This window comes from Microbacterium sp. 2FI (assembly GCF_005502885.1).
Taxonomy (GTDB): Bacteria; Actinomycetota; Actinomycetes; order Actinomycetales; family Microbacteriaceae; genus Microbacterium.
Genome location: NZ_SCMR01000003.1, coordinates 187,319 through 209,947 on the forward strand (window position 1 = coordinate 187,319; position 22,629 = coordinate 209,947).

Annotated in this window: 17 protein-coding genes; 4 read left to right on the forward strand and 13 right to left on the reverse strand. The window is 70.3% G+C overall.

All coding sequences use genetic code 11. From position 1 onward, the window contains the following. Positions 1-26 precede the first annotated feature (26 nt). The 8 genes from FFS15_RS04945 to FFS15_RS04980 form a co-directional block, all read right to left on the reverse strand. A complete protein-coding gene (locus FFS15_RS04945) occupies positions 27-1,298 on the reverse strand; it encodes an ABC transporter permease (protein ID WP_249353718.1) in 1,272 nt (423 codons plus the stop codon). Beyond that, positions 1,295-2,098: an ATP-binding cassette domain-containing protein gene (locus FFS15_RS04950; protein ID WP_137843892.1), complete on the reverse strand. Its 804-nt coding sequence runs from the start codon at positions 2,096-2,098 to the stop codon at positions 1,295-1,297. The genes FFS15_RS04945 and FFS15_RS04950 overlap by 4 nt, the downstream gene beginning before the upstream one ends. A 160-nt stretch (positions 2,099-2,258) precedes the next feature. Further along, complete coding sequence (locus tag FFS15_RS04955) at positions 2,259-3,341, reverse strand: substrate-binding domain-containing protein (protein WP_137843893.1); 1,083 nt, start codon at positions 3,339-3,341, stop codon at positions 2,259-2,261. Positions 3,342-3,636: 295 nt separating this feature from the next. Beyond that, positions 3,637-4,797 (reverse strand): sugar ABC transporter permease, encoded by a 1,161-nt coding sequence (locus tag FFS15_RS04960; RefSeq protein ID WP_249353750.1) that lies wholly within the window; start codon positions 4,795-4,797, stop codon positions 3,637-3,639. A 92-nt stretch (positions 4,798-4,889) separates the two neighbouring features. After that, positions 4,890-5,825: an ATP-binding cassette domain-containing protein gene (locus FFS15_RS04965; RefSeq protein ID WP_137843895.1), complete on the reverse strand. Its 936-nt coding sequence runs from the start codon at positions 5,823-5,825 to the stop codon at positions 4,890-4,892. A gap of 33 nt (positions 5,826-5,858) precedes the next feature. Then, positions 5,859-6,926: a substrate-binding domain-containing protein gene (locus FFS15_RS04970; RefSeq protein ID WP_249353720.1), complete on the reverse strand. Its 1,068-nt coding sequence runs from the start codon at positions 6,924-6,926 to the stop codon at positions 5,859-5,861. Positions 6,927-6,965: 39 nt separating this feature from the next. Then, entirely contained in the window at positions 6,966-8,153 is a 1,188-nt protein-coding gene (locus tag FFS15_RS04975) for an ROK family transcriptional regulator (RefSeq protein ID WP_212743109.1), read from the reverse strand. Positions 8,154-8,285: 132 nt separating this feature from the next. Beyond that, positions 8,286-9,680 carry an MFS transporter gene (locus FFS15_RS04980; protein ID WP_137843896.1) on the reverse strand — a complete coding sequence of 465 codons (1,395 nt, stop codon included), beginning with the start codon at positions 9,678-9,680 and terminating at the stop codon, positions 8,286-8,288. Positions 9,681-9,826: 146 nt separating this feature from the next. Here FFS15_RS04980 and FFS15_RS04985 point away from each other — a divergent pair, with 146 nt between their 5' ends. After that, positions 9,827-11,227, forward strand: coding sequence for an FAD-linked oxidase C-terminal domain-containing protein (locus tag FFS15_RS04985; RefSeq protein WP_137843897.1), 1,401 nt, complete (start codon positions 9,827-9,829; stop codon positions 11,225-11,227). Between the two features lie 47 nt (positions 11,228-11,274). Beyond that, positions 11,275-12,078 (forward strand): alpha/beta hydrolase, encoded by an 804-nt coding sequence (locus FFS15_RS04990; RefSeq protein WP_137843898.1) that lies wholly within the window; start codon positions 11,275-11,277, stop codon positions 12,076-12,078. Between the two features lie 13 nt (positions 12,079-12,091). Here the strand turns inward: FFS15_RS04990 and FFS15_RS04995 are convergent, their stop codons facing one another. Both FFS15_RS04995 and FFS15_RS05000 read right to left on the reverse strand, forming a co-directional pair. After that, positions 12,092-12,958 (reverse strand): NYN domain-containing protein, encoded by an 867-nt coding sequence (locus FFS15_RS04995; protein ID WP_137843899.1) that lies wholly within the window; start codon positions 12,956-12,958, stop codon positions 12,092-12,094. 3 nt (positions 12,959-12,961) lie between these two features. Further along, positions 12,962-13,945, reverse strand: coding sequence for a Gfo/Idh/MocA family oxidoreductase (locus FFS15_RS05000; RefSeq protein WP_137843900.1), 984 nt, complete (start codon positions 13,943-13,945; stop codon positions 12,962-12,964). 34 nt (positions 13,946-13,979) lie between these two features. Here FFS15_RS05000 and FFS15_RS05005 point away from each other — a divergent pair, with 34 nt between their 5' ends. Further along, complete coding sequence (locus FFS15_RS05005; protein ID WP_137843901.1) at positions 13,980-15,329, forward strand: M20/M25/M40 family metallo-hydrolase; 1,350 nt, start codon at positions 13,980-13,982, stop codon at positions 15,327-15,329. Here the strand turns inward: FFS15_RS05005 and FFS15_RS05010 are convergent. The 3 genes from FFS15_RS05010 to hrpA form a co-directional block, all read right to left on the reverse strand. Next, positions 15,302-16,672 (reverse strand): aminotransferase class V-fold PLP-dependent enzyme, encoded by a 1,371-nt coding sequence (locus FFS15_RS05010; protein ID WP_137843902.1) that lies wholly within the window; start codon positions 16,670-16,672, stop codon positions 15,302-15,304. The two genes, FFS15_RS05005 and FFS15_RS05010, sit on opposite strands and share 28 nt — an antisense overlap. Before the next feature lie 66 nt (positions 16,673-16,738). Then, a complete protein-coding gene (locus FFS15_RS05015; RefSeq protein ID WP_137843903.1) occupies positions 16,739-17,680 on the reverse strand; it encodes an NADP-dependent oxidoreductase in 942 nt (313 codons plus the stop codon). A gap of 24 nt (positions 17,681-17,704) precedes the next feature. After that, on the reverse strand, positions 17,705-21,601 hold the full coding sequence (hrpA, locus tag FFS15_RS05020) for an ATP-dependent RNA helicase HrpA (protein WP_137843904.1): 3,897 nt from the start codon (positions 21,599-21,601) through the stop codon (positions 17,705-17,707). Positions 21,602-21,773: 172 nt separating this feature from the next. Between hrpA and FFS15_RS05025 the strand changes: the two genes are divergently transcribed. After that, positions 21,774-22,610, forward strand: a complete 837-nt coding sequence (locus FFS15_RS05025) for an aldo/keto reductase (protein WP_137843905.1) — start codon at positions 21,774-21,776, stop codon at positions 22,608-22,610. Positions 22,611-22,629 lie beyond the last annotated feature (19 nt).

The window sequence follows — 22,629 nt, forward strand, 5'->3', positions numbered from 1 at the left end:
CGGCGCCGTCGGACGTGTCGATCCGGCTATATTCGTGCGCCGCCCGATCTCAGCCGCGAGAGTGCGTCGACGCTCGCCGCGAGGATCAGGACACCGCCGGTGACCAGCAGGTTGATGCCGGCCGGCAGGTTGAGCAGGCCCAGACCGTTCGTGATCACGGCGATCACGAGCGCGCCGATCGCGGCGTGGATGAGCCGGCCCTTGCCGCCGAAGAGGCTGACGCCGCCGACGACCGCCGCCGCAACGCCCGACAGGACGATGTCGCGACCGACCGTCGCGTCGACCGAGCCCACGCGTGAGACGCTCAGGAGCGCGGAGAACACGGCGAGGCTCGAGCAGATGACGAACGCCCACCACTTGATCCAGCGCACCTTGACGCCCGAACGGCGGGCGGCTTCGGCGTTGCCGCCGATCGCGTAGAGGTAGCGGCCGAACTTCGTGCGATCGAGCACGAACGTGCCGATGAACAGGATCACCAGCACCACCGGCACCACGATCGGGACGCCCGAGACCTCGACCACGGACTGCCCGCGGTTCTGGTTCAGCACGTAGACGACCGCGCCGCCGATCACCGCGATGACGGCGAGCTTGATCCACACGAGCGACATCGCGCGGTTGGGCACGCCAGCACGGGTGCGCCGAGCGCGGTCCCAGAACGAGGTGCCCGCCGAGACGGCGAGGATGACTCCGAGCATGACCCAGCCGGCCCACACCGGCAGGTTGCCGTTCTGCAGCGCGATCAGCTCGGGAACCTCGATGCGGTACAGACCGCCAGGGCCGATGATGACCAGCGCCAGTCCCTGGAAGCCGAGGAAGAGCCCCAATGTCACGACGAACGACGGTATGCCGACCCTCGCGACGAAGAAGCCTATGAGAGCGCCGGTGAGGAAGCCGAAGACGAAGCCGATCAGCAGCGCCAGGGGCCACGGGATGCCGAAGACGGAGTTCAGCACGACGAACAGCGCCATGCCCACGCCGCCGGTCACACCGGCCGACAGGTCGATCTCGCCCAGCAGCAGCACGAAGACGAGAGCCATGCCCAGCACCACGAGAGTGGCGGCCTGGTTCAGGAGGTTCGCGAAGTTGCGCTCGGTCAGGAAGAAGGGGCTGAGGACCGAGAACAGGATGCCGAGGACGACGAGGCCGCCGACTGCGGGAAGGGCGCCCATGTCGCCGCCGCGGACCCGCTGCCACCAGGCCTGCACCTGGTCGCCCAGGGTTCCTTCGACGCCGCTGCCGATCATGTCGCTCACGAGCGGATCGGGTGCCGCCTCGCTGCGGGGTGCGTTGCTGCTCACTGCGCGCCCTCCGTCGGGATGTTGGTCGTGCCGATGATCTCGACTCCCAGGGTCTTGGTTCCGGTGATGTAGCCGACGACGTCGTCGCGCGTCGTGTCGGCCACGTTGATCTGCGCGACCATCTGGCCGAGGTAGAGCACCGCGATGTCGTCGGCGACCTCGAACACGTCGGCGAGGTTGTGGCTGATCAGGATCACGGCGACGCCCTGGGCGGAGAGCCGCTTGACGAGGTTGAGCACCTGCTCGGTCTGCGCGACTCCGAGCGCTGCGGTGGGCTCGTCGAGGATGACCACGCGGGCCTTCTTGAGAACCGCGCGCGCGATGGCGACGGTCTGGCGCTGGCCGCCGGAGAGGCTCGAGACCTTCTGACGGACGGACTTGACGGTGCGGACCGACAGCGACCGCAGCGTGTCGGACGCGTCCTTCTCCATGCGCCCTTCGTCGAACGTGCCCGCCGAGAGCTCTTCGCGCCCGAGGAACATGTTCTGGACGATGTCGAGGTTGTCGCAGAGCGCGAGGTCCTGGTACACGACCTCGATGCCCAGGCCCGCGGAATCCCGAGGCGCGTGCAGGTCTCGGTGCTCGCCGTCGATGAGGACTTCGCCCTCGTCGTAGGGCTGGACGCCGGCGAGGCCCTTGATGAGCGTCGACTTGCCGGCGCCGTTGTCGCCCACGAGGGCGGTCACCTTGCCGGGGTAGACCTTGAGATCCACGCCCTTCAGGACGCTGACGGGGCCGAAGGACTTCTTGACGCCGATCAACTGGATGATCGGCTCTGTTTCGGTGATCGTATCTGGCATGCTCGCTTCCTTGCGATCTTGGGGGACGATCTACGGGCATCGTAGACCCGGGTGTCCCTGGTGGTGCAGACCTGAGGGATCCCGCGCGCCGCGCGGGATCCCGGGGGAACGGGGCGGGGGCGCCGCGTCTCGGACGCGGCGCCCCCGTCGTTCGGTGTCGTCAGCCTGCGACGACGCCGAACTCCTCGCATGCGGCAGCGACATCCGCGGTGCAGACCTCGTCGAAGGACGCGTCGCCGGCGGCGACGACATCCTTGACCTCTTCGGGGCCGACCAGCACCGGGGTGACCTGGACGTACGGCGTGCCGTCGTCGAGCTCAGCCTCGGTGGGGAAGTCCTCACCGTTCAGAAGCGCGATCGCGACCTCGACGGCCGCGGCCGCCTCGTCCGCCACCGGCTTGTAGACGGTCGCCGTCTGCCATCCGAGGAGGATGTTCTGCAGACCCGCGACGTTGGCGTCCTGTCCCGAGACCGCAACGCCTTCCAGGTTGTTGTCCTGGAGCACCTTGATGACGCCGGCAGCGTTGGTGTCGTTGGCAGCCCAGACCCCGTCGACCTGTCCGTTCAGGCTCGTGAGAGCCTGCTCGAAGTTGGTCTGCGAGATGGCCTGGTCCCAGGCCCCCGGCGGCTCGGCGGCCGGAACGATTCCGGCGCCTTCCATGACCTCGGCGGCACCTTCCGCGAACATCGCGGCGTTGCCGTCGGTGGGGTCTCCACCGATGTAGACGACCGTGGCGTCTGCCGGAGCGACACCCGCGGCCTCGAGGCCGTCGAGCACCGTCTGGCCCTGCAGGCGGCCGACCTCGACGTTGTCGAAGGACACGTAGTAGTCGGCGCCCGTGAACGGACGGTCGTACGCGATCACCGGGATGCCCTCGGCCGACGCCTTGGCGGCGACTGCTTCTGCGGCACCCTGGTAGTCGACGAGCAGCATGACGCCGCAGCCCTGGGTGAGCTGCTGATCGGCGATCGTCGAGTACGTGTTCACGTCACCCTGGGCGTTCTGGATGTCGACCTCGAAGCCGGCACCCTCCAGACCCTCCTGGAGGTAGGGGCGATCGAAGTTCTCCCAGCGCGGCGAGGACGCCGCGTCGGGCAGGATCACACAGGCACGGCCCGCTTCGGCTTCTCCGCCGTCGCCACCGTCCGAGGGGGTTTCACTGCTTCCACCGGCACAGCCGGCGAGCACAACCGCAGCCGCACCCGTGAGGGCGGCAACGGCGAGGAGTGAAGACTTCTTCATCTTTCGCCTTTCGTCTTTGAAATGTGCGAGGCCCAGGAGCTTCCCTGGCGCACATCGCGCTGATGCGATCCTGACGGCATCCGTTCTTGGCGTCAAGTCTTGAACGTAACGCTTTGGCAACGCTGGGTTCTGCCTGATGCACGACGCTGTCGTGCGCGACTCGCGCTAAAGTTTGCTTCGCAGATTGATGCTAAGACTGGACCCTTTGCCGACATAGTGCGCAAAAGGCGCTCGAATCGAGTGATTTGTTGTCGAGAACGGCTTTGTGCACTGAAGGCACTGAAGGCACATCGACCTAGGCGAGTCCGGTCGCCGCTCGCGTGCGCCGTGAGATGGAGTCGACGATGACCGCGAGCACGAGCACGACCCCGGTGATCATGAACTGCACCTCCGAGTCGAGGGCGAGCAGCGTCAGTCCCGACGAGATGGACTGGATGACGATGATGCCGAGCAGCGCCGAGAACGCCGATCCGCGCCCGCCGAACAGGCTCGCACCGCCGATGACGGCCGCGGCGATCGCGTTGAGGTTCGTGTCGCCGGTGCCGGAGCTCTGGCTCGCCGAGGCGAGGCGCGCTGCCGCGAGGATGCCTCCGACGGCGGCAAGGGTCGCGCACATCGCGAAGACCGAGAGGTAGACGCGGTCGACCCGGATGCCGGCGCGCCGCGCGGCCTCCACCGAGCCGCCGACGGCGTACACCGAGCGTCCCCACCGCGTGCGCGTGAGCGCGAAGTTCATCACCACGACAAGGGCGATGAAGAACAGGAACATCACGCCGATGCCGCGATAGAGGTTCAGGTACCACGTGGCCGCGAGCAGGAAGACCAGCAGACCGCCGCTGCGGAACGCGATGTCGCGGTAGCTCTGGCTCACGAGGTTCGCGGCGGCCCGGCGGCGCGCGCGTCGCAGCAGCGACCACGCGAACGCCCCGACCGACAGCACCACGACGACGTACGACGCCCATGCCGGAAGGGTCATCTGCTGCGCGAACTGGACGATCCACGAGTCGAACGGGATCGAGATCGACCCGGTGTCGCCCAGCACCCACAGCTGCAGCCCGAGGACGCCGAGGAGCCCGGCGAGGGTGATCACGAAGCTGGGCAGCCCGAAGCGGGTGTAGAGCCACCCGTACACGAGTCCCACGAGACAGCCGATCGCGATGGCCGCCACGATCGCGAGCGCGACCGGCCACTGGTACTGCACGAAGGTCACGGCGAGCACCGCCGCGGCGAGCCCAGACACCGAGCCGACCGACAGGTCGATCTCGCCGAGCAGCAGCACGAGCACGATCCCGAGGGCGATCGTGCCGGTGGCGGCCGACTGCATCGTGAGGTTCCAGAGCACTTCGCTGGAGAGGAAGTAGGGGTTGAGGATCTGGAAGATCGTCCAGATGAGCACGAGCCCCGCGATGACGGGCAGGGCACCGAGGTCGCCGCCGCGGATACGGCCCATGAGCATCGCGAACCCCGCACGGATGCCGGCCACGCTCAGGAAGCGGTCGGACTCGGCATCCACCGAGCCCATGAGGCCGCGATCGTCGCCGATCCCCGTCATGCGCGACCCTTCCCGTTCGGATCCTTGCGGCGTCGCGTGCGGCCTTCGGGCATGCGGATGATCTTCGCGTCATGCGTGCCGGGCTCGTCGAGGTCGGAATCGGAGTCGGGATCGGGCTGTCCGGCGCGGTGCGGCGGGTCGGGGCGCTCCGCAGCCCGTCGTGTGACGGCGTTGTCGGCAGCGCCGGTGATCGCGGCGATGAGGGTTTCGCTCGTGATCTCGGAGGCGTTGTAGACGCCGTTGTTTCGGCCGAGCCGCAGCACCACGACGCGATCGGCGACGGCCATCACATCTGCCATGTTGTGGCTGATGAGGATCACGCCGTGGCCGCGTTCGCGCAGGCGCTCGATGAGGTTGAGCACCTCGGCGGTCTGCGCGACGCCGAGCGCAGCGGTCGGCTCGTCGAGGATCACGATGCGGGGGTCGCCGATGAGCGACCGCGCGATCGCCACCGTCTGCCGCTGCCCGCCCGAGAGCGAGGCGACGGGAACGCGAACCGACGGGATCTTCGCGGCGAGCTCGCGCAGCAGCGTCCAGGTGCGCTGCTCCATGTCGACCTCGTCGAGGGTGGTCCCCTCGACGATCTCGCGCCCGAGCCACAGATTCGCCACGACGTCGAGGTTGTCGCACAGCGCGAGGTCTTGGAACACCGTCGCGATGCCGAGGTCGACGGCGTCGGCAGGGCTCTCGATCTCGACGAGGTCACCGTCGAACTCGATCGTGCCGGCATCCGGAGCATGCACACCCGCCAGCACCTTCACGAGTGTGGACTTGCCCGCGCCGTTGTCGCCCACGAGGGCGACCACTTCGCCCTCGTTGACCCAGAAGTCGACGTCGGTGAGCGCCTTGACCGCGCCGAACCGCTTGCCGATGCCGCGCATCGTCAGCACGCGGTCGCGCGAGCGTCCCGCCCGCTGCTGTGTCATCGACATCCTCGTCACATCCTCCTCGCCAAGGTCAGGACCCTACCGGATCCCGGCGGCATCGCACGCATCGGCGTACGGAGGTGTGCAGATGTCGGCGACGGTCCAGAACCCGTCGGCGACGACCGTCTCGAGGATGTTGTCGACGGTGACCGCGACCGGGTCGAGCAGGGTCGTCGGGGTGCCGTCGATCTCCATCGGCGCGGTCACCTCCTCGCCGTGCAGCAGTGCGACCGCGACCTCGGCGGCGAGCTCCGCCTGCGGCTTGATCGCCTTGTAGACGGTCATGTGCTGGTCGCCCGTGATGATGCGCTGCAGGGCCGAGAGCTCGGCGTCCTGCCCCGTCACGATCGGCAGGGGATCGACGTTGCCTGCCTTGAGCGCCGAGATCGCCCCGCCGGCAGTGGCGTCGTTGGCGGCGTAGACGCCCGCGATGTCGTCGGCGAACTGCGTGATCTGACCCGTTACCCAGGCCTGCGCCTTGTCAGGGCTCCACTCCGGGGTGTCGTACTCGGCGAGCACGCGCAGGCCGCTGTCGTCGATCACGCTGTGGGCGCCCCGACGGAAGAGCTCGGCGTTGCTGTCGGTCGGCGACCCGTTGACCATCAGGATGCCGGCGCCCCGGTCGGCGGCGAGCACCGCGTCGACGAAGGCGGTGGCCTGCAGGACGCCCACCTGCTCGTTGTCGAACGAGATGTAGTACGCGAGGTCGCCGCCGGCGATGAGTCGGTCGTACGAGACGACGGGAACGCCTTTCGCGTTGGCGGCGGTGACGATCGTGACCGCCGCGTTCGCGTCGACCGGGTCGAGCACGAGCACGCCGGCGCCGGCGGCGAGCGCGGACTCGGCCTGCTGCTGCTGCTTCGCGGCATCCTGATCCGCATTCGCGTACAGCACCGAGTAGTCGCCGAGCTCGTGCACCCGCGCCTCGAAGAAGGGGCGGTCGAACGTCTCATAGCGGGCCGTGTTGGCATCGGGAAGCAGGAGCGCGATCGTCCCGGACGATGAGCTGCTCGGGTCGGGGCCACCCGGTGGGGGCGTGCAGGCGGCCGTGCTCAGCGCGAGAGCGGCCGTGAGCGCGGCCGCGGCGACCATGCGTCCGGCAGACATCCTCAGGACCCGGGGTCCTGGCTTCCCACGACGCACGATCTACGCCGTGACCGGAAGGGCCCGGGCGTCGACCGTCACATGGTCGAGCGCGACGGCGATCGCTCCGCGCGTCTCGGCCCATTCGCCGAACGAGGCGCCGACGATCTCGGGGAGGCCTCCCGCGGCGGCGAGCGCGGTGCGCTCGAGCGAGTGGCGCATCGGGGCCATGAGGATCTCGCCGGCCTGGGCGAGCTCGCCGCCGACGATGATCAGCTCGGGGTCGAACAGGTTGCACAGGCTCGCCACGGCGATGCCGATGTGGCGTCCGGCGTCTGCGATCACGCGGCGGCAGCTGCCGTCGCCGATCTCGGCGGCGTGGAGCAGGTCACCGAGGCGCTGCATGCCCTCGCTCGGGGGGAAGAGCGACAGGAGCGCCGGTCCGCCGGCGTAGGTCTCGAGGCACCCGCGGTTGCTGCAGCGGCAGATCGGGCCGTTCTCGTCGATCGTGACGTGGCCGATCTGGCCGGCCTTGCCGTTGACGCCGCGGAAGAGGTCGCCGCCGACGATGAGGCCGGCGCTGATGGTGTGGCCGACGCGGATGAAGACCGACGACGAGGCCGCACGCCCCGCGCCTTCGCGGGCCTCGGCGAGTCCGCCGAGATTCGCCTCGCTGTCGACGTAGACGGAGCGGCCGATGCGAGCCGACAGGCTCTCGGCGACATCCACACCCTCCCAGCCGCGCAGGAGCCCCGGGGTCGAGACCATGCCGGTGCGAGGGTCGATGGGTGCGGGCAGGGCGAGCCCCACCGAAAGCAGGTCGTCCAGCGAGCCGCCGAGCGACTCCATCATGTCGCCGAGCAGCAGGCTCAACCGGTCGAGTTCGGCGTCGTGCCGGTGATCGAGGGCGAGGGGAAGCGAGCTCTGCGTCACGATCGTGCGGTTCGCGTCGGCGATCGCGATGTGCAGCTGACGCGAGCTGAAGTGGACGCCGGCGACGAGACCCAGCTCGCGGGCGAGCGAGACGAGGGTCGCGCGTCGGCCGCTGCGTGAGGTGATCGAGGTGTGGAGCAGCCCCGAAGCCGTCAGCTCTTTGACGATGTTCGAGACGGTCGCCGGCGACAGGCCGGTGCTGCCGGCGAGCTCGACCTGGGTGAGCCGCCCGTGGCGCTTGAGGGATTCCACCAGGCGCGCGCGATTGGCTTCGCGCAGCGAAGTCTGGGATCCCGGCGGTGGTTTGCGGCGTGCCACAAGACGACACTGTACCGGACGGGCGTTTTCCCTGGTCGGAGTGGGATCCTCGGCATCCGACCTCGAAACGGCGGCCGCCCCGCCCCGATGAGCGGGGCGAGGCGTCCGGATGATGGTCGGATCAGGACTCGATCAGGCGTTCTGCGCCGCCTCCTGACGGTCGCGGATGCTGAGCTTCTCCTCGTCGAGCCGGTCGAGTTCGTGCAGCGACGCGCCCTTCGTCTCGCGCAGCGAGATCACCGCGACGAGGGTGACCGCAGCCGCGATCGCGAGGTAGATCGCCACCGGCACCCACGAGCCGGTCGCGCCGATGAGCGCGGTGGCGATGATCGGCGCGAGCGAGCCCGCGAAGATCGAGGTCACCTGGTAGCCGAGCGAGACGCCCGAGTACCGCATGCGCGTCGGGAACATCTCCGACATGATCGCCGGCTGCGGCGCGTACATGAAGGCGTGGATGATGAGGCCCAGGCAGATCGCCGCGATGATGACGAGCGGGTCCTTCGTGTCGAACATCGGGAACGCGATGAAGCCCCAGGTCGCGGCGAGCACGGTGCCGATGAGGTACACGGGCTTGCGGCCGATCCGGTCGGTGAGGGCGCCGATCGGGGTGATCACGAGCATGTGGACGACATGGGCGATCACGAGCCAGCCGAGGATCTGCGTGACATCCATCGCGAGGACGGTGCGCAGATACACGATCGAGAACGTCACGACGAGGTAGTACATGATGTTCTCGGCGAAGCGCAGACCCATCGCGGTGATGACCCCGCGGGGGTAGCGCTTGATGACCTCGAGCACGCCGTAGCGCTTCTCTACGATCTCGGACTCCGCGGCCTGCTTCTGCGCCTCGAGGAAGATCGGGGCGTCGGTGACGCGGGTGCGCACGTAATAGCCGATCGCGACGATCACGACCGACAGCCAGAACGCCACGCGCCAGCCCCATGCGAGGAACGCCTCGTCAGACAGCGTGTTGCTGAGGACGAGCAGGACCACCGTCGCGATGAGGTTGCCGATCGGCACCGCAGCCTGCGGGAACGACGCCCAGAAGCCGCGGCTGCGGTCGGGGGAGTGCTCGGCGACCAGGAGGACGCCGCCGCCCCACTCGCCGCCGACCGCGAAGCCCTGTGCGAAGCGCAGGAGCACCAGAAGGGCAGGTGCCCAATAGCCGACCTGTTCGAAGGTCGGCAGGCACCCCATGAGGAACGTGGCGACGCCGACGAGGATGATCGCGAGCTGCAGCAGCTTCTTGCGGCCGTACTTGTCGCCGAAGTGGCCGAACACGATCCCGCCGAGCGGCCGCGCGACGAAGCCGACGGCGTACGTCACGAACGCCGCGATGATCGGCGCGAACGGGTCGTCCGACGGCGGGAACATGATCAGGTTGAACACCAGAGTCGCGGCTGTGGCGTAGAGGAAGAACTCGTACCACTCGACGACGGTGCCGGCCATCGAGGCGGTGACGACCCGGCGAAGCGTGGACGGGTTCTCGGGGACGGATGCTGTGGCTGATTCTGTGGCTGACGCCATGCGCTGAACCTCCTTGTAGAGCGCGGATGCGGCGGGGGGATTGTCGAGAATTGCCGCCCGCCGACAGTACCTGACGTCAGATTCAGGTTTCAAGGTGTGGATGGTGAGAATCCCCTCACATCCGCGGGACTAGCATCGGGAACGCCATGGACTCCGTCGTCGAGGCGCTCTGCGCCGCACTGCCCCCGCACATCGTGGCGACGGATGCCGACACCCTCGCCCGCTGCAGCCACGACGACGCCGAATGGGCGGCCTTCGGCATCCCGGCAGCGGTCGTCTTCGCGACGTGCATGGACGACGTCGTCGCTGCCGTGAGGGTCGCGGGCGCGTACGGCGTGCCGGTCGTTCCGCGCGGCGCGGGCACGGGTCTCTCGGGCGGCGCGAACGCGACGAGCGGCTGCATCGTGCTCTCGCTCGAGCGCATGACCGCGATCACCGAGCTGAACGTCGCCGAGCGGTACGCGGTCGCCGAGGCGGGGGTTCTCAACGACGACCTGCGCCGCCACGTCGCGGCCTCGGGGCTGTGGTACCCGCCGGACCCGGCGAGCCAGGCGATCTCGACGATCGGCGGCAACGTCGCGACCAACGCGGGCGGGATCTGCTGCGTCAAGTACGGCGTCACGCGCGACTACGTGCTCGGGCTCACGGTCGTCCTCGCCGACGGCCGCGTCGCGAAGGTCGGCCGGACCACCGCCAAGGGCGTCACCGGGTACGACTTCACGGGCCTCCTCGTGGGCTCGGAGGGGACGCTCGGCATCGTCGTCGACGTCACGGTGAAGCTGCTGCCCCTCGCCGGGCGCGAGGAGCGCGCCGTGGTCGGGTACTTCCGATCGCTGACGGATGCCGGCCGTGCGGTCTCGGCCGTCTCGGCGGCCGGCATCGTGCCCGCCGCCCTCGAACTCATCGACCGCACGTGCCTGCATGCGGTCGCCGAGTGGCAGGGGTGGGAGCTGCCCGAAGACGCGAACGCCCTGCTGCTGGCGAAGGTGGACGAGCCGGGCGCCCGCGGAGAGGAGCTCGCCACGGCGGTCGAGGCGCTCTTCCGCGACGCCGGCGGCGAGCGCGTCGAGCGGGCGTCGGACAAGACCGAGGTCGACCGGCTGTTCGCGGCACGGCGCCTCGCGTACCCCGCGCTCGAGCGGCTCGGGCCGGTGCTCACCGAAGACGTCTGCGTGCCGCGGGCCGCCGTTCCCGAGATGCTCGCACGGATCGAGGCGACCGCTGTCGACGCGGGCGTCGTGATCGCCAACATCGCCCACGCCGGCGACGGCAACCTGCATCCGCTCATCATCGCGCCCGAGGGCGACGACGACGCCAAGACCCGTGCCAAGACCGCGTTCGACCGGATAGTCGACGACTGCCGCGCGCTCGGGGGCACCGTCACCGGCGAGCACGGCGTCGGACTCCTCAAGCTCGACGGGGCCGCCGCCGAACTCAGCCCGGTCGTGCTCGACATGCACCGCGCCGTCAAGGTGGCGCTGGACCCCGCGGGTCTGCTCAACCCCGGCAAAGCGTTCCCCGCCACCCCTGCTTCACCACTCGACTGACCATCCGCCCGACTGATCCCCACGCGACCCCGGAGGCACTGCACCCGATGCCCACCCTCAACGCGGACGACGGCGTCCGCCTCGACTACACAGAGCACGGCGACCCCGCCGGCACCACCGTCGTGCTCCTCGCCGGTTTCAAGGCGGCCACCGCAAGCTGGATGTACCAGCTCGAACCGCTCGTGGACGCAGGGCACCGCGTGCTCGTCGTCGACCTGCGCGGCCACGGCGCGGCCGAACGCCCCGCCACCGGCGTCGATATGGCCCGCCGCGGGCGGGACGTCCGCGACGTGATGGAAGAGCTCGACCTCCAGGGCGCGATTCTCGTCGGCGGATCGATGGGCGGCAACACCATCTGGTCGTACGTCGCGCAGTTCGGCGCCGACCGCATCGCCGCGATCGCGATCGTCGACCAGACGCCGAAGATGCTCAACACCCCCGATTGGCCGCACGGATACTACGGCTACGACGAGACGAACGTCGACACCTACTTCGCCGAGAAGATCCCCGACACCGGGCAGGGCACGCCGGTCATGCGTCGCGGCATGCGCCTGGTGCGGCTGCTGAAGGCCTTGAAGGGCGTCGATCGCACCCTCACTCCGGGCGAGCTGGACCTCTTGGGCGACCATGCCCGCGCCGATTGGCGCAAGGTAATCGCCGCGACCGACGTGCCGGTGCTCTTCGTCGCGGGAGCAGACAGCGAGCTGTGGCCGAGCACGCATGCCGCGGCAGCCGCCGCCCTCGCTCCGCAGGGGCAGTCCGTGGTGATCCCGAAGGACGGGCACGCGGCCAACATCGAGCAGCCCAAGCCCTTCAACGAGGCGCTGCTCGCGTTCATCGCCGCGATCTGACCGCGTCTGGGCGTCAGCGTCGCCCCTCCGCCAGGCGGATGAGCACGATGTTTCCCGACTCGTCCATCTCGGCGACTTCCGGGTGGGTCTTCACGAAATCCGTGAAGCTCTTGTAGCCGAGCGCCTTCTCGCTGAAGGACGGGTCGAGGCGTTTGATGAGGCTCTTCACGGCGGACGCGTGCTGCCACTCCGCGCCCTCCTTGTCGCTCTCGAGCCGGAGCGCGCGTTCCAGCAGATCGGCCGACGGGTCGGCGGCGGCCTTGCGGGAGCGGCGGCGCGAGGGCTCCGCCTCCTTCTTGCCGTCCTTGGGCGGTGCCGCGACACCGGGAAGCGCGTCGTACGAGTCGAACTGGTCGCACGCTGCGGCCAGCGACTTCGCGGTCGATCCCGCGACGCCGACGCCGACCACGAACCGGCCGAGCCGCTTGCAGCGCTGTGCGAGGGGCACGTAGTCGGAGTCGCCCGCGACGATCACGACGTGCGTCAGATCCGGGAGGCGGAACATGTCCTCGACCGCGTCGACGGCGAGACGGATGTCTGCGCCGTTCTTCGCGTAGGCCGCCGCCGGGAACAGCTGCACGAGATCGACGGCTCGCGCGACCAGCTGCGAGCGGTACTCGGCGTTCACCGTCGCCGACCAGTCGGCGTAGGCACGCGTGAGCACGAGCGTGCCGAACGAGGCGGCGTAGTCGATGATCGCGCCGACGTCGATCGTGGCCGCGGCCAGCCGCTCGGCGATCTCGGGCTCGGAGGCGTCGGCGGCGATCTTCTGCCGGTCGCGCTGGTAGGAGTTTCGGCCGTGGACGCGGTCGTACCAGCTCATCACGATGTTGTCGAAGTCGAGGTAGACAGCCACACGCGGGTTCTGCAGATCGGGCACCGCTCACTCCTCGCCGGGGTAGCGCACGCCGATGAGGGCGCGGATCTCGTCGAGCGTCGCCATGATCGCGACGGACTCGTCGAGGGGAAGGATGTCGCTGTCGGTCGCACCGGCGGCGACGAAGCGCTCGGCGGCGAGCGCCTGGTACTGCATCCCGCGGCCCTCGACCTGCGATTCGTACGACTCGAGCACCGTGCCGTCGGGCGCGACGAGGCGGAACGACGTGGCGTTGTACCAGACGGCGTCGATGTCGATGCGGGCCTCGGTGCCCACGACATGGGCGGTGTTGGGGCCGGCGGAGCGGGATGCCGAGATCGACGTCGACAGCGCGCCCGAAGCGTGGGTCATGATCGTGGCGACCTCGGTGTCGGCGCCGGTCTCGCCCAGGCGTGCGGCGGCGGCGATCGCCACCGGGGCGCCGAGCACGTCCCACGCGAACGAGATCGGATAGATCCCGAGGTCGAGGAGCGCCCCGCCGCCGAGTTCGAGGGAGTTCAGGCGATGGGCGGGGTCGGACGAGATGCGCTGCGTGTGGTCGGCGAACAGCGTCCGCACCTCGCCGAGGGCGCCCGAAGCCAGCAGCTCCCGGATGCGCACCATGTGGGGGAGGTACCGCGTCCACATCGCCTCCATCGCGAGGAGGCCCCGCTCGGCGGCGACCCGCTGCACGGTGGCCGCCTCGCCGGCGTTGAGGGTGAAGGGCTTCTCGACCAGCACGTGCTTGCCGTGCTCGAGGGCGAGGATCGCCTGCTCGGCGTGCAGCGGATGCGGCGTCGCGATGTAGACGATGTCGACGTCGGAGTCGCTCACGAGCTCCTCGTACGAGCCGTGCGCACGGTCGATGCCGTACTCGGCGGCGAACGTCGAGGCGGCCTCCGCGCGTCGCGAGCCGACGGCGGTGACGTCGAGCCCCGCCGTCCGCAGATCACGAGTGAAGGCGTGGGCGATGCCGCCCGGGCCGAGGATGCCCCATCGAAGTCCGGTCATCCTCTGAGGTTAGCGCCGGACGTAGGCTCGTCGAGTGACTTCAGCCGTCGATCGCTTCCGCGAGCTCCTGCGCATCCCGACCGTTTCGCACGCCGACGAGTCCGAGACGGACTGGTCGCGGTTCGACGAGTTCCATGCCGCGGTGGAGCGCCTCTACCCGGCGGTGCACGCGACGCTCGAGCGCGAGGTCGTCGCCGGGCACTCGCTGCTGTATCGGTGGGCCGGGGCGGAGGTTGGAGGCGCGGGTAGCACTGCATCCGATCCGCTCGTGCTCATGGCGCACATCGACGTCGTCCCCGTCGTCGAGAGCGAGTGGGAGCACCCGCCCTTCGACGCCGAGATCGTGGGCGAAGGCGCGGATGCCGAGCTCCACGCGCGCGGCGCGATCGACGACAAGGGATCCCTCGTCGCCATCCTCGAGGCGGTCGAAGAGCTTGCCGCCGCCGGGTTCACGCCGGCGCACGACGTGTATCTGTCGTTCGGGCACAACGAAGAGACCGCCGGCGACGGCGCGCGCGCGATCGTCGAGGTGCTGCGGAGGCGTGGCGTTCGTCCCGGACTCGTGCTCGACGAGGGTGGCGCGGTCGTCGACGGCGTGGTTCCGGGCGTGAGCGTGCCCACCGCGATGGTCGGCGTCGCCGAGCGCGGCGTCATGTCGCTCCTCCTCACTGCTCGCGAAGGCGGCGGGCACGCCTCGACCCCGCCTGCGACACCGGCCACCGCGCGCCTCGCGCGTGCGATCGACCGGCTGCATCGGCATCCGTTCCCCACGCGCATCGCGCCGCCCGTTCGCGCGATGTTCGCGACCCTCGCGCCGCATGCGACAGGGCCCCTGCGCACGGTGTTCCGGAGCCTCGGGCTCACCGGGCCGCTCGTCGCGCGCGCTCTCTCACGCTTCGGCCCCGAGATGAACGCGATCGTGCGCACGACGGCGGTCGCGACCGAGCTCAGCGGTGCGCCCGGCGAGAACGTGCTCGCGACGACCGCACGAGCGACCATCAACATCCGCCTGCTGACAGGCGACACCGTCGAGGCGGCGACAGCCCGTGTGCGGCGCGTGATCGCCGATCCCGCGGTCGAGATCGAGGTGCGCCACGGCTCCGACCCGTCACCGGTTTCGCCGTGGCGGGGCGAGCCGTGGCAGCGGATCGGCGCGGCGGTCGCCGAAACGCTGGGCACCGACATCGTCACGACCCCCTACCTGCAGCTCGGCGCGAGCGACAGTCGGTGGTTCACCGGCATCGCGGATGCCGTCTACCGGTTCACGCCGTTCCACCTCACGCGGGCCGAGCGCGACGCCCTGCACTCGCACAACGAGCGCATCCGCGTCGAGGTGTGGCTGCGGGGGATCGGGTTCTACCGGGCGCTGATCAGGGCTTCCTGAGGCTCGAGGTCCGCCGCGGCGTCGGCTGTGACGGACACGGTCGCGAGGGCTGCTCCGAGGTCTGCGACGATGTCGGCCGGGTCTTCGAGGCCTATCGACAGGCGCACCGTGGTCGGGCCGATGCCGGCCTCGGCGAGCTGCTCGCGCGTCATGTGGCTGTGGGTCATCGACGACGGGTGCGCGACGAGGCTGCGCGCGTCGCCGATGTTCGCGACCAGCCGGACGACCCGGAGCTCCGCGATGAACGCCTCGACGAGGGCGAAGTCGGCATCCGCGTCGCCCGAGGTGGGCAGGTCGAAGGAGAACACCGAACCCGCTCCGCGCGGCAGTGAGCGCTTCGCGGCCTCGTGCCAGGGGCTGGACTCGAGGCCCGGGTGGTGGACGCGGACGACCGCGGGATGCGCCTCGAGGAAGCGTGCCACCGCGAGCGCGTTGGAGGTGTGACGGCCCATCCGCAGGTCGAGCGTCTCGATGCCCTGGAGGAGCTGGAAGGCATTGAACGCCGACAGTGACGGACCGAGATCGTGCACGTACTTCGTCTTCACGAGCGTGATGTACGGCGAGCCGGTCGCGCCGAAGCGCTCGACGAGGCTCGCGCCGTGGACCCGCGCGTACGGCGCGTTGAGCTGCGGCCAGCGGCCCGGGTCGGCGGCGAAGTCGAATGTGCCGAGATCGATCACGACGCCGCCGAGCGACGTGCCGTGGCCGCCGAGGAACTTGGTCGCCGAGTGCACGACGATGTCGGCGCCGAAGTCCTTCGCGCGCTGCAGGTACGGGGTCGCCACCGTGGCGTCGATGACGAGGGGCACGCCCGCGGCGTGTGCGAGGTCGGCGACCTGCTGCACATCGAGCACCTGGGCGATCGGGTTCGTGATCGACTCGGCGAAGAACGCGCGGGTCTCGGGACGCGCGGCGGCCGCCCACGCGGCCGCGTCGTCCTGGTCGACGAAGGTGACGGCGATGCCCCAATCGGCGAACGTGTCCGCCAGCAGGTCGATCGTGCCGCCGTAGAGCTGGCGGGCGGCGACGATGTGCTCGCCCTGCTTGGCGAGCGCGAGGAGGGCGACGGCGACGGCCGCCTGGCCCGACGAGACGCCCGCCGCCGCGATCCCGCCTTCGAGCGCGGCGACGCGGCGCTCGAACACGAGCACGGTCGGGTTCGCCGCGCGCGAGTAGATGTTGCCGTCTCGGCGCAGCGCGAACAGGTCGCGAGCCTCGCTCAGCGAGCCGAACTCGAACGCGTTCGACTGGTGGATGGGGGGCACGGCGGTGTTCTCGGCGACGCCGGCGGTGTAACCCGCCTGCACCTGCGTCGTCGCGAAGGCGCGCGGGGACTCGGACATGCGATCCATTGTCGAGCCGCGGTGCCCCGAGGTGTGATCCGTGTGTCGAACTGTTGCAGTGGTGGTCTACGGGGTCAGTGTGACCTTGCCGTCGACCCCGGCCTCGACGAGGCGGTGTGACTCTGCCGCGTCTGCGAGCGGAAGCGCCGGGCCGAGCTCGATCGAGAACCGCCCGGCTGCGAGCAGCGCGAGTGCGACGGGAACGGCCTCGGCGCGCCAGCCCTGCTGTCGCGGCGTCAGGGGCTCGGGCGACCCACCCGAGAAGGCGCGGATGCCGAGGGCTGCGGCATCCCGCCCGCGAACGAGCGTCGCGATGCGCGACCGGTCGGCGACGAGATCGACCGAGGTCTGCAGGGCCTCGTCGGTGCCGGCCGCGTCGAGCGCGACCGTGATGCCGTCGGGTGCGAGTTCCCGCACGCGGTCGGTGAGCCCGTCGCCGTAGGCGACCGGGGTCGCGCCGAGCGCGCGTACGCGGTCGAACCGGCGCTCGGATGACGTGGCGATCACGCGCGCGCCCCACAGCACCGCGAACTGGACGGCGGCCTGACCGACCGCCCCCGAGCCGCCGTGGATGAGTAGCGTGTCGCCCGGACCGACGGCGAGCGAGCGCAGAGCCTGATAGGCCGTGCCGATCGGGATGCCGAGGGCGGCGCCTTCTGCAGCGCTCACGCCCGCGGGGCGGGGGAACACCCGCGACGCGTCGACGACGACATCGGTCGCGTACGAACCCCTGGCACCGAAGAATGCGACGGGCTCGCCCGGGCGGAGGCCGTCGACGCCGGCGCCGACCGCCGTGACGACGCCGGCGCCGTCGCTGCCGACGCGTCGAGGGCCGTCGAGCGGGGTCGAGGCGCGCAGACCCGCGCGCAGCTTGTAGTCGATCGGGTTCACGCCTGCCGCCTGGACGCGGATCGCGACCTCGCCGTCGCCGGGAAGGGCCTCGGAGATCTCGATCTCGTGCAGGACCTCGGCGCCGCCGAACGCGGTGTGGACGATTGCTCTGGTCATGATGGGGCCAATCTACTCGCGCACCTACTCGCGCGACGCCTTCTGGATGCGCTGCAGCGACACCGCCTCGGCGGTGCCGAGGTGCTGTGCGAACAGGCTCACGCGGTACTCCTCGAGCAGCCAGCGGGTGCGCGTGAGCGCCGGGGAGGCGTCGGCGGGGAGCGGCAGCGTGCCACCGGCCTCGGCGAAGACGGATGCCGCCCGCTCGAACTCGGTGAGCCGCTGGCGATCGCGACCGGGGCTGTCGGCGAGCACGTTCAAGCGTTCGAGAGCACCGCGGAGATACCGCGGCAGATGCGCGAGCCGCGCGAGGCCGATGCGCGATGCGAAGCCCGGGAACACGAGCCCCGCGACCTGGGCCTTGACGTCGCCGAGCGAGCCGAGGAGCACCATCGAGTTCTGCGCGCGCATCGCGCGCTCGACGTCACGGGTCGCCGTGAGGATGCGGGCGACGAGCGAGACGGCGTCGAACAGCTCGTCGACGACGACGGCCGACAGCGCGTCGCGCACCCGATCGAAGTCGGCGCGGGTGCGGATCACCCCGTCGCCGACGGTGCGCGCGATGACGGCATCGGCGACGGCGACACGACAGTCTTCGATGAGCGCCTTCGCCGACGCGTACGGGGATGCTGCGAGCGCGAGCTTCTCGGCGGAGGTCAGGTGCTCGAGAACATATGCCGACGGCGACGGCACCGCGAGCAGCACGAGGCGCCGTGCGCCCGCGCGGGTGGCGGATTCGGCGGCCGCAGGCGTCGTCTGGATGCGCAGCGACACGCTCGCGCCGTCGTCGACGAGCGACGGGTAGCCGCGCACGACGCCGCCGGCGACCCGGGTGTCGACGACGTCGGGGAGGTCGTCGAAGGTCCAGGCGGTGAGGCCGGACTGCTCGGCTACGGGAGGAGCGGCCGCCGGGGCGGGAGTGCGCTTCGTCTCAGGGCTTCGCTCCTCGCTCTGGGACCCGGGAGCGGTCAGCGACCCGCGGGTGAGGGTCTGCGAGACGGCGTCTCGCGCGCGCTGCGAGAGACGCTGCTGCAGGTCGCCGAGGTCGCGGCTCGACCCGACCGCGCGGCCGCGCGCGTCGACGGCGCGGAACGAGACGCGCAGGTGCCCGGGGACGCGCTCGAGATCGAAGTCGGCCGCGGTCACCGGCTGGTTCGCGACGCGCTGGATGCGGGAGGCGAGCGCATCGCGGAGCGCTGTCGGCGGAAGACCCTCGTGCGACTCCGGTCCGCTGCCGGCGAGATCCGCGGCGAAGGTCGCCGCCCAGTCCGCGGCCGGCACCACGTGACGGCGGATCGCCTTCGGAAGCGAGCGGAGGAGACCGGCGATCAGCTCGTCGCGCAGCCCCGGAACCTGCCAGTCGAACCCGTCGTCGCGCAGCTGTGCGAGGAGGGCGAGCGGCACGACCGCGGTGACGCCGTCGTCGGCGGCGCCCGGCTCGAAGCGGTAGGCGAGCGAGAGCACCTGGTCTCCCTGTCGCCACCGCGCGGGGAAGTCGCGTTCGTCGCCGCGCGACGCCTCGTCGACGAGGTCGGCCTCGGTCATGTCGAGAAGCCGCGGCGTGCGGGCGGCGGCATCCCGCCACCACGCCTCGAAAGAGCGCAGGTCGAAGACGTCTCGCGGAAGGCGCGCGTCGTAGAACGCGTACACGGCCTCGTCGCCCACGAGGATGTCGCGGCGCCGCTCGCGCTCCTCGACCTTCTCGAGGCGGCGGCGGAGCTCGAGGTTCCGCCGCTCGAAGGCGGTGAGCCGCTTGTCGAGGTGCGACGAGTCCCATTCGCCGTCGACGAGCGCGTGGCGCACGAACAGCTCGCGCGCGAGCGGCCGGTCGAAGCGCGAGAGCTGCACCCGGCGCTTCGGGATGATCTCGACGCCGAAGAGCGTCACCTTCTCGTACGCGGATGCCGCGCCCTGCGTCTTCGACCAATGGGGCTCGCTCAGCTGCCGCTTGGCGAGATCGCCCGCGAGCGACTCCGCCCAGGCCGGATCGATCGCGGCGACGGTGCGGGCGAAGAGCCGCGACGTCTCGACGAGCTCGGCGGCCATGACCGCGGTCGGGCGCTTCTTCTTGAGCCCGGAGCCGGGGAAGATCGCGAAGCGCGCTCCGCGCGCGCCGAGGTAGTCCGCGCCGCCGCGGGTGGGAGCGGACTTCGCCGCGGGGCGTGTGCGCTCGTCGATGATCCCGATGTGCGAGAGGAGCCCGGCCAGGATCGCCTTGTGCACCTCGTCGGGGTCGGCCGACGTGATGGCGGCAGCGGCCGCCGCGCCGCCGCGGGCCTTCTTGCCGATGAGCGTGCTCAGCTGGCGGTGGACGTCGACCCACTCCCGCACGCGCACGTAGTTCAGGTGCTCGGCGCGGCACATGCGGCGGAAGGCGCTCGAGCCGAGGGCGGCCTGCTGCTCCTGCAGGTGGTTCCACAGGTTCAGCAGACTCAGGAAGTCGCTGGTCGGGTCGGCGAAGCGTGCATGGAGGCGGTCGGCCTCTTCGCGGCGCTCCTCCGGCCGCTCGCGGACGTCCTGGATCGACATGCCCGCGACGATCGGGAGAAGCGCGGCGAGAACGCCCGTCCGCTCAGCCTCGACGAGCATGCGCGCGAAGCGCGGGTCGATCGGCAGCCGCGCGATCTGGCGGCCGATGGTGGTGAGCGTCGTGCCGCCGCGCTCGGGCGCGACGGCGCCCAGCTCGATCAGCAGGTCGAAGGCAGCTTTGACGCCGCGCGAGTCGGGGGGCGTGAGGAAGGGGAACGCCGTGATGTCGCCGAAGCCGAGCGCGAGCATCTGCAGGATGACGGCGGCGAGGCTCGTGCGCAGGATCTCGGGCTCGGTGAACGCGTCGCGTGTCGTGAAGTCGTCCTCGCCGTAGAGGCGGATCGCGATGCCCGGCGACGTTCGGCCGGCGCGGCCCGAGCGCTGCTGCGCCGACGCCTGCGAGATCGCCTCGATCGGGAGCTGCTGGATCTTCGTGCGATTGCTGTAGCGCGAGATGCGCGCGGTGCCGGTGTCGACGACGTAGCGGATGCCGGGGACGGTGAGGCTGGTCTCGGCCACGTTCGTGGCGAGGATCACGCGGCGCCGGACGCCCGCGACCGCCGAGCGCTCGAACACACGGTGCTGTTCGGCGGCAGAGAGGCGGCCGTAGAGCGGCAGCACCTCGGTCGGTGCGGCATCCTTCGCGTACATTCCCCGCACGGCATCCGTCGCATCGCGGATCTCCGCCTCGCCGGGGAGGAACACGAGAACATCCCCCGCCGGCTCGCGGTCGAGTTCGCGCAGGGCGCCCGTGATGCCGTCGACGTCGTCGTCGGCATCGGCGGTGCGCGGACGGTAGCGGATCTCGACCGGGTAGGTGCGGCCCGAGACCTCGATGACGGGAGCAGGAGTGCCGTCGGGGGCGGCGAAGTGCCGGGCGAAGCTCTCGGGGTCGATCGTGGCGCTGGTGACGATCACCTTCAGGTCGGGGCGCTGGGGGAGGATGCGGGTGAGGTAGCCGATCAGGAAGTCGACGTTGAGCGAGCGTTCGTGCGCTTCGTCGACGATGATCGTGTCGTAGCGGCGCAGCAGTCGATCGCGATGGATCTCGTTGAGGAGGATGCCGTCGGTCATGAGCGCGACGCGCGTGTCGGCCGACACCTTGTCGGTGAAGCGCACCTTGTAGCCGACGGTCGAGCCGAGTGGAACCTGCAGCTCTTCGGCGATGCGCTCGGCGATCGTGCGGGCGGCGATGCGCCGGGGCTGCGTGTGCGCGATGCGCTCGCGACCGAGCTCGAGACAGATCTTCGGCAGCTGGGTCGTCTTGCCCGATCCGGTCGCGCCGGCAACGATCACGACCTGGTTGTCGCGGATGGCGCGCGCGATCTCGTCCCGTGCGGCGCTGACGGGCAGCTCCGGCGGGTAGATGATCACGGGTTCGGGCGCGGGCATAGCCTTCGATCGTACTGCGCATGGCGCCCGGGCCGGCGTCCCGCGGGACCCACGCGCGCGGATCTGCAATGGCGGTGGTACCGCATCGACCGTGTGGGCTTTCCTCTGCTCCGCCGGCTGCCGAACCAAGGACTCCCGCCACCGCGCCCGAACCCGCGCCTAGGCTGGATCCATGACGATCTCCACGGTTCCCCTCAACGACGGCCTCAGCATCCCCCAGCTCGGCTACGGCGTGTTCAAGGTTCCGCCGACCGACACCGAGCGTGCGGTGACGGAAGCCCTCGAGGTCGGCTACCGCCACATCGACACGGCAGCCATCTACGGCAACGAAGAGGGCGTGGGTGCCGCGATCGCCGCGAGTGGCATCTCGCGGGCCGACCTCTACGTCACGACGAAGCTGTGGAACGACCGCCACGACGGCGACGAGCCGCGCGCCGCGATCGGCGAGAGCCTCGACAAGCTCGGACTCGACCACGTCGACCTCTACCTCGTGCACTGGCCGACCCCGGCGAAAGACAACTACGTCCACGCGTGGGAGCGCGTCATCGAGCTGCGCGAGGCCGGCCTCGCGCGCAGCATCGGCGTCTCGAACCACCTCGTCGCACACCTCGAGCGCATCGTCGCGGCGACCGGCGTCGTCCCCGCGGTCAACCAGATCGAACTGCACCCCGCCTACCAGCAGCGCGAGATCACCGACTGGGCTGCCGCCCATGACGTGCGCATCGAGGCGTGGGGACCCCTCGGACAGGGCAAGTACGACCTCTTCGGCGCCGAACCGGTCGCCTCCGCCGCGGCAGCGCACGGCAAGACGCCCGCTCAGGCGGTGCTGCGCTGGCACCTGCAGCACGGTTTCATCGTGTTCCCGAAGTCCGTTCGCCGCGAGCGCCTCGAGGAGAACCTCGACGTCTTCGACTTCACGCTCACCGACGCCGAGATGGCCGCGATCGACGCCCTCGACCCGGGCGAGGGGACGGGACGCGTCAGCGCCCACCCCGACGAGGTCAACTGATCGGCTGCCCGACGGACCG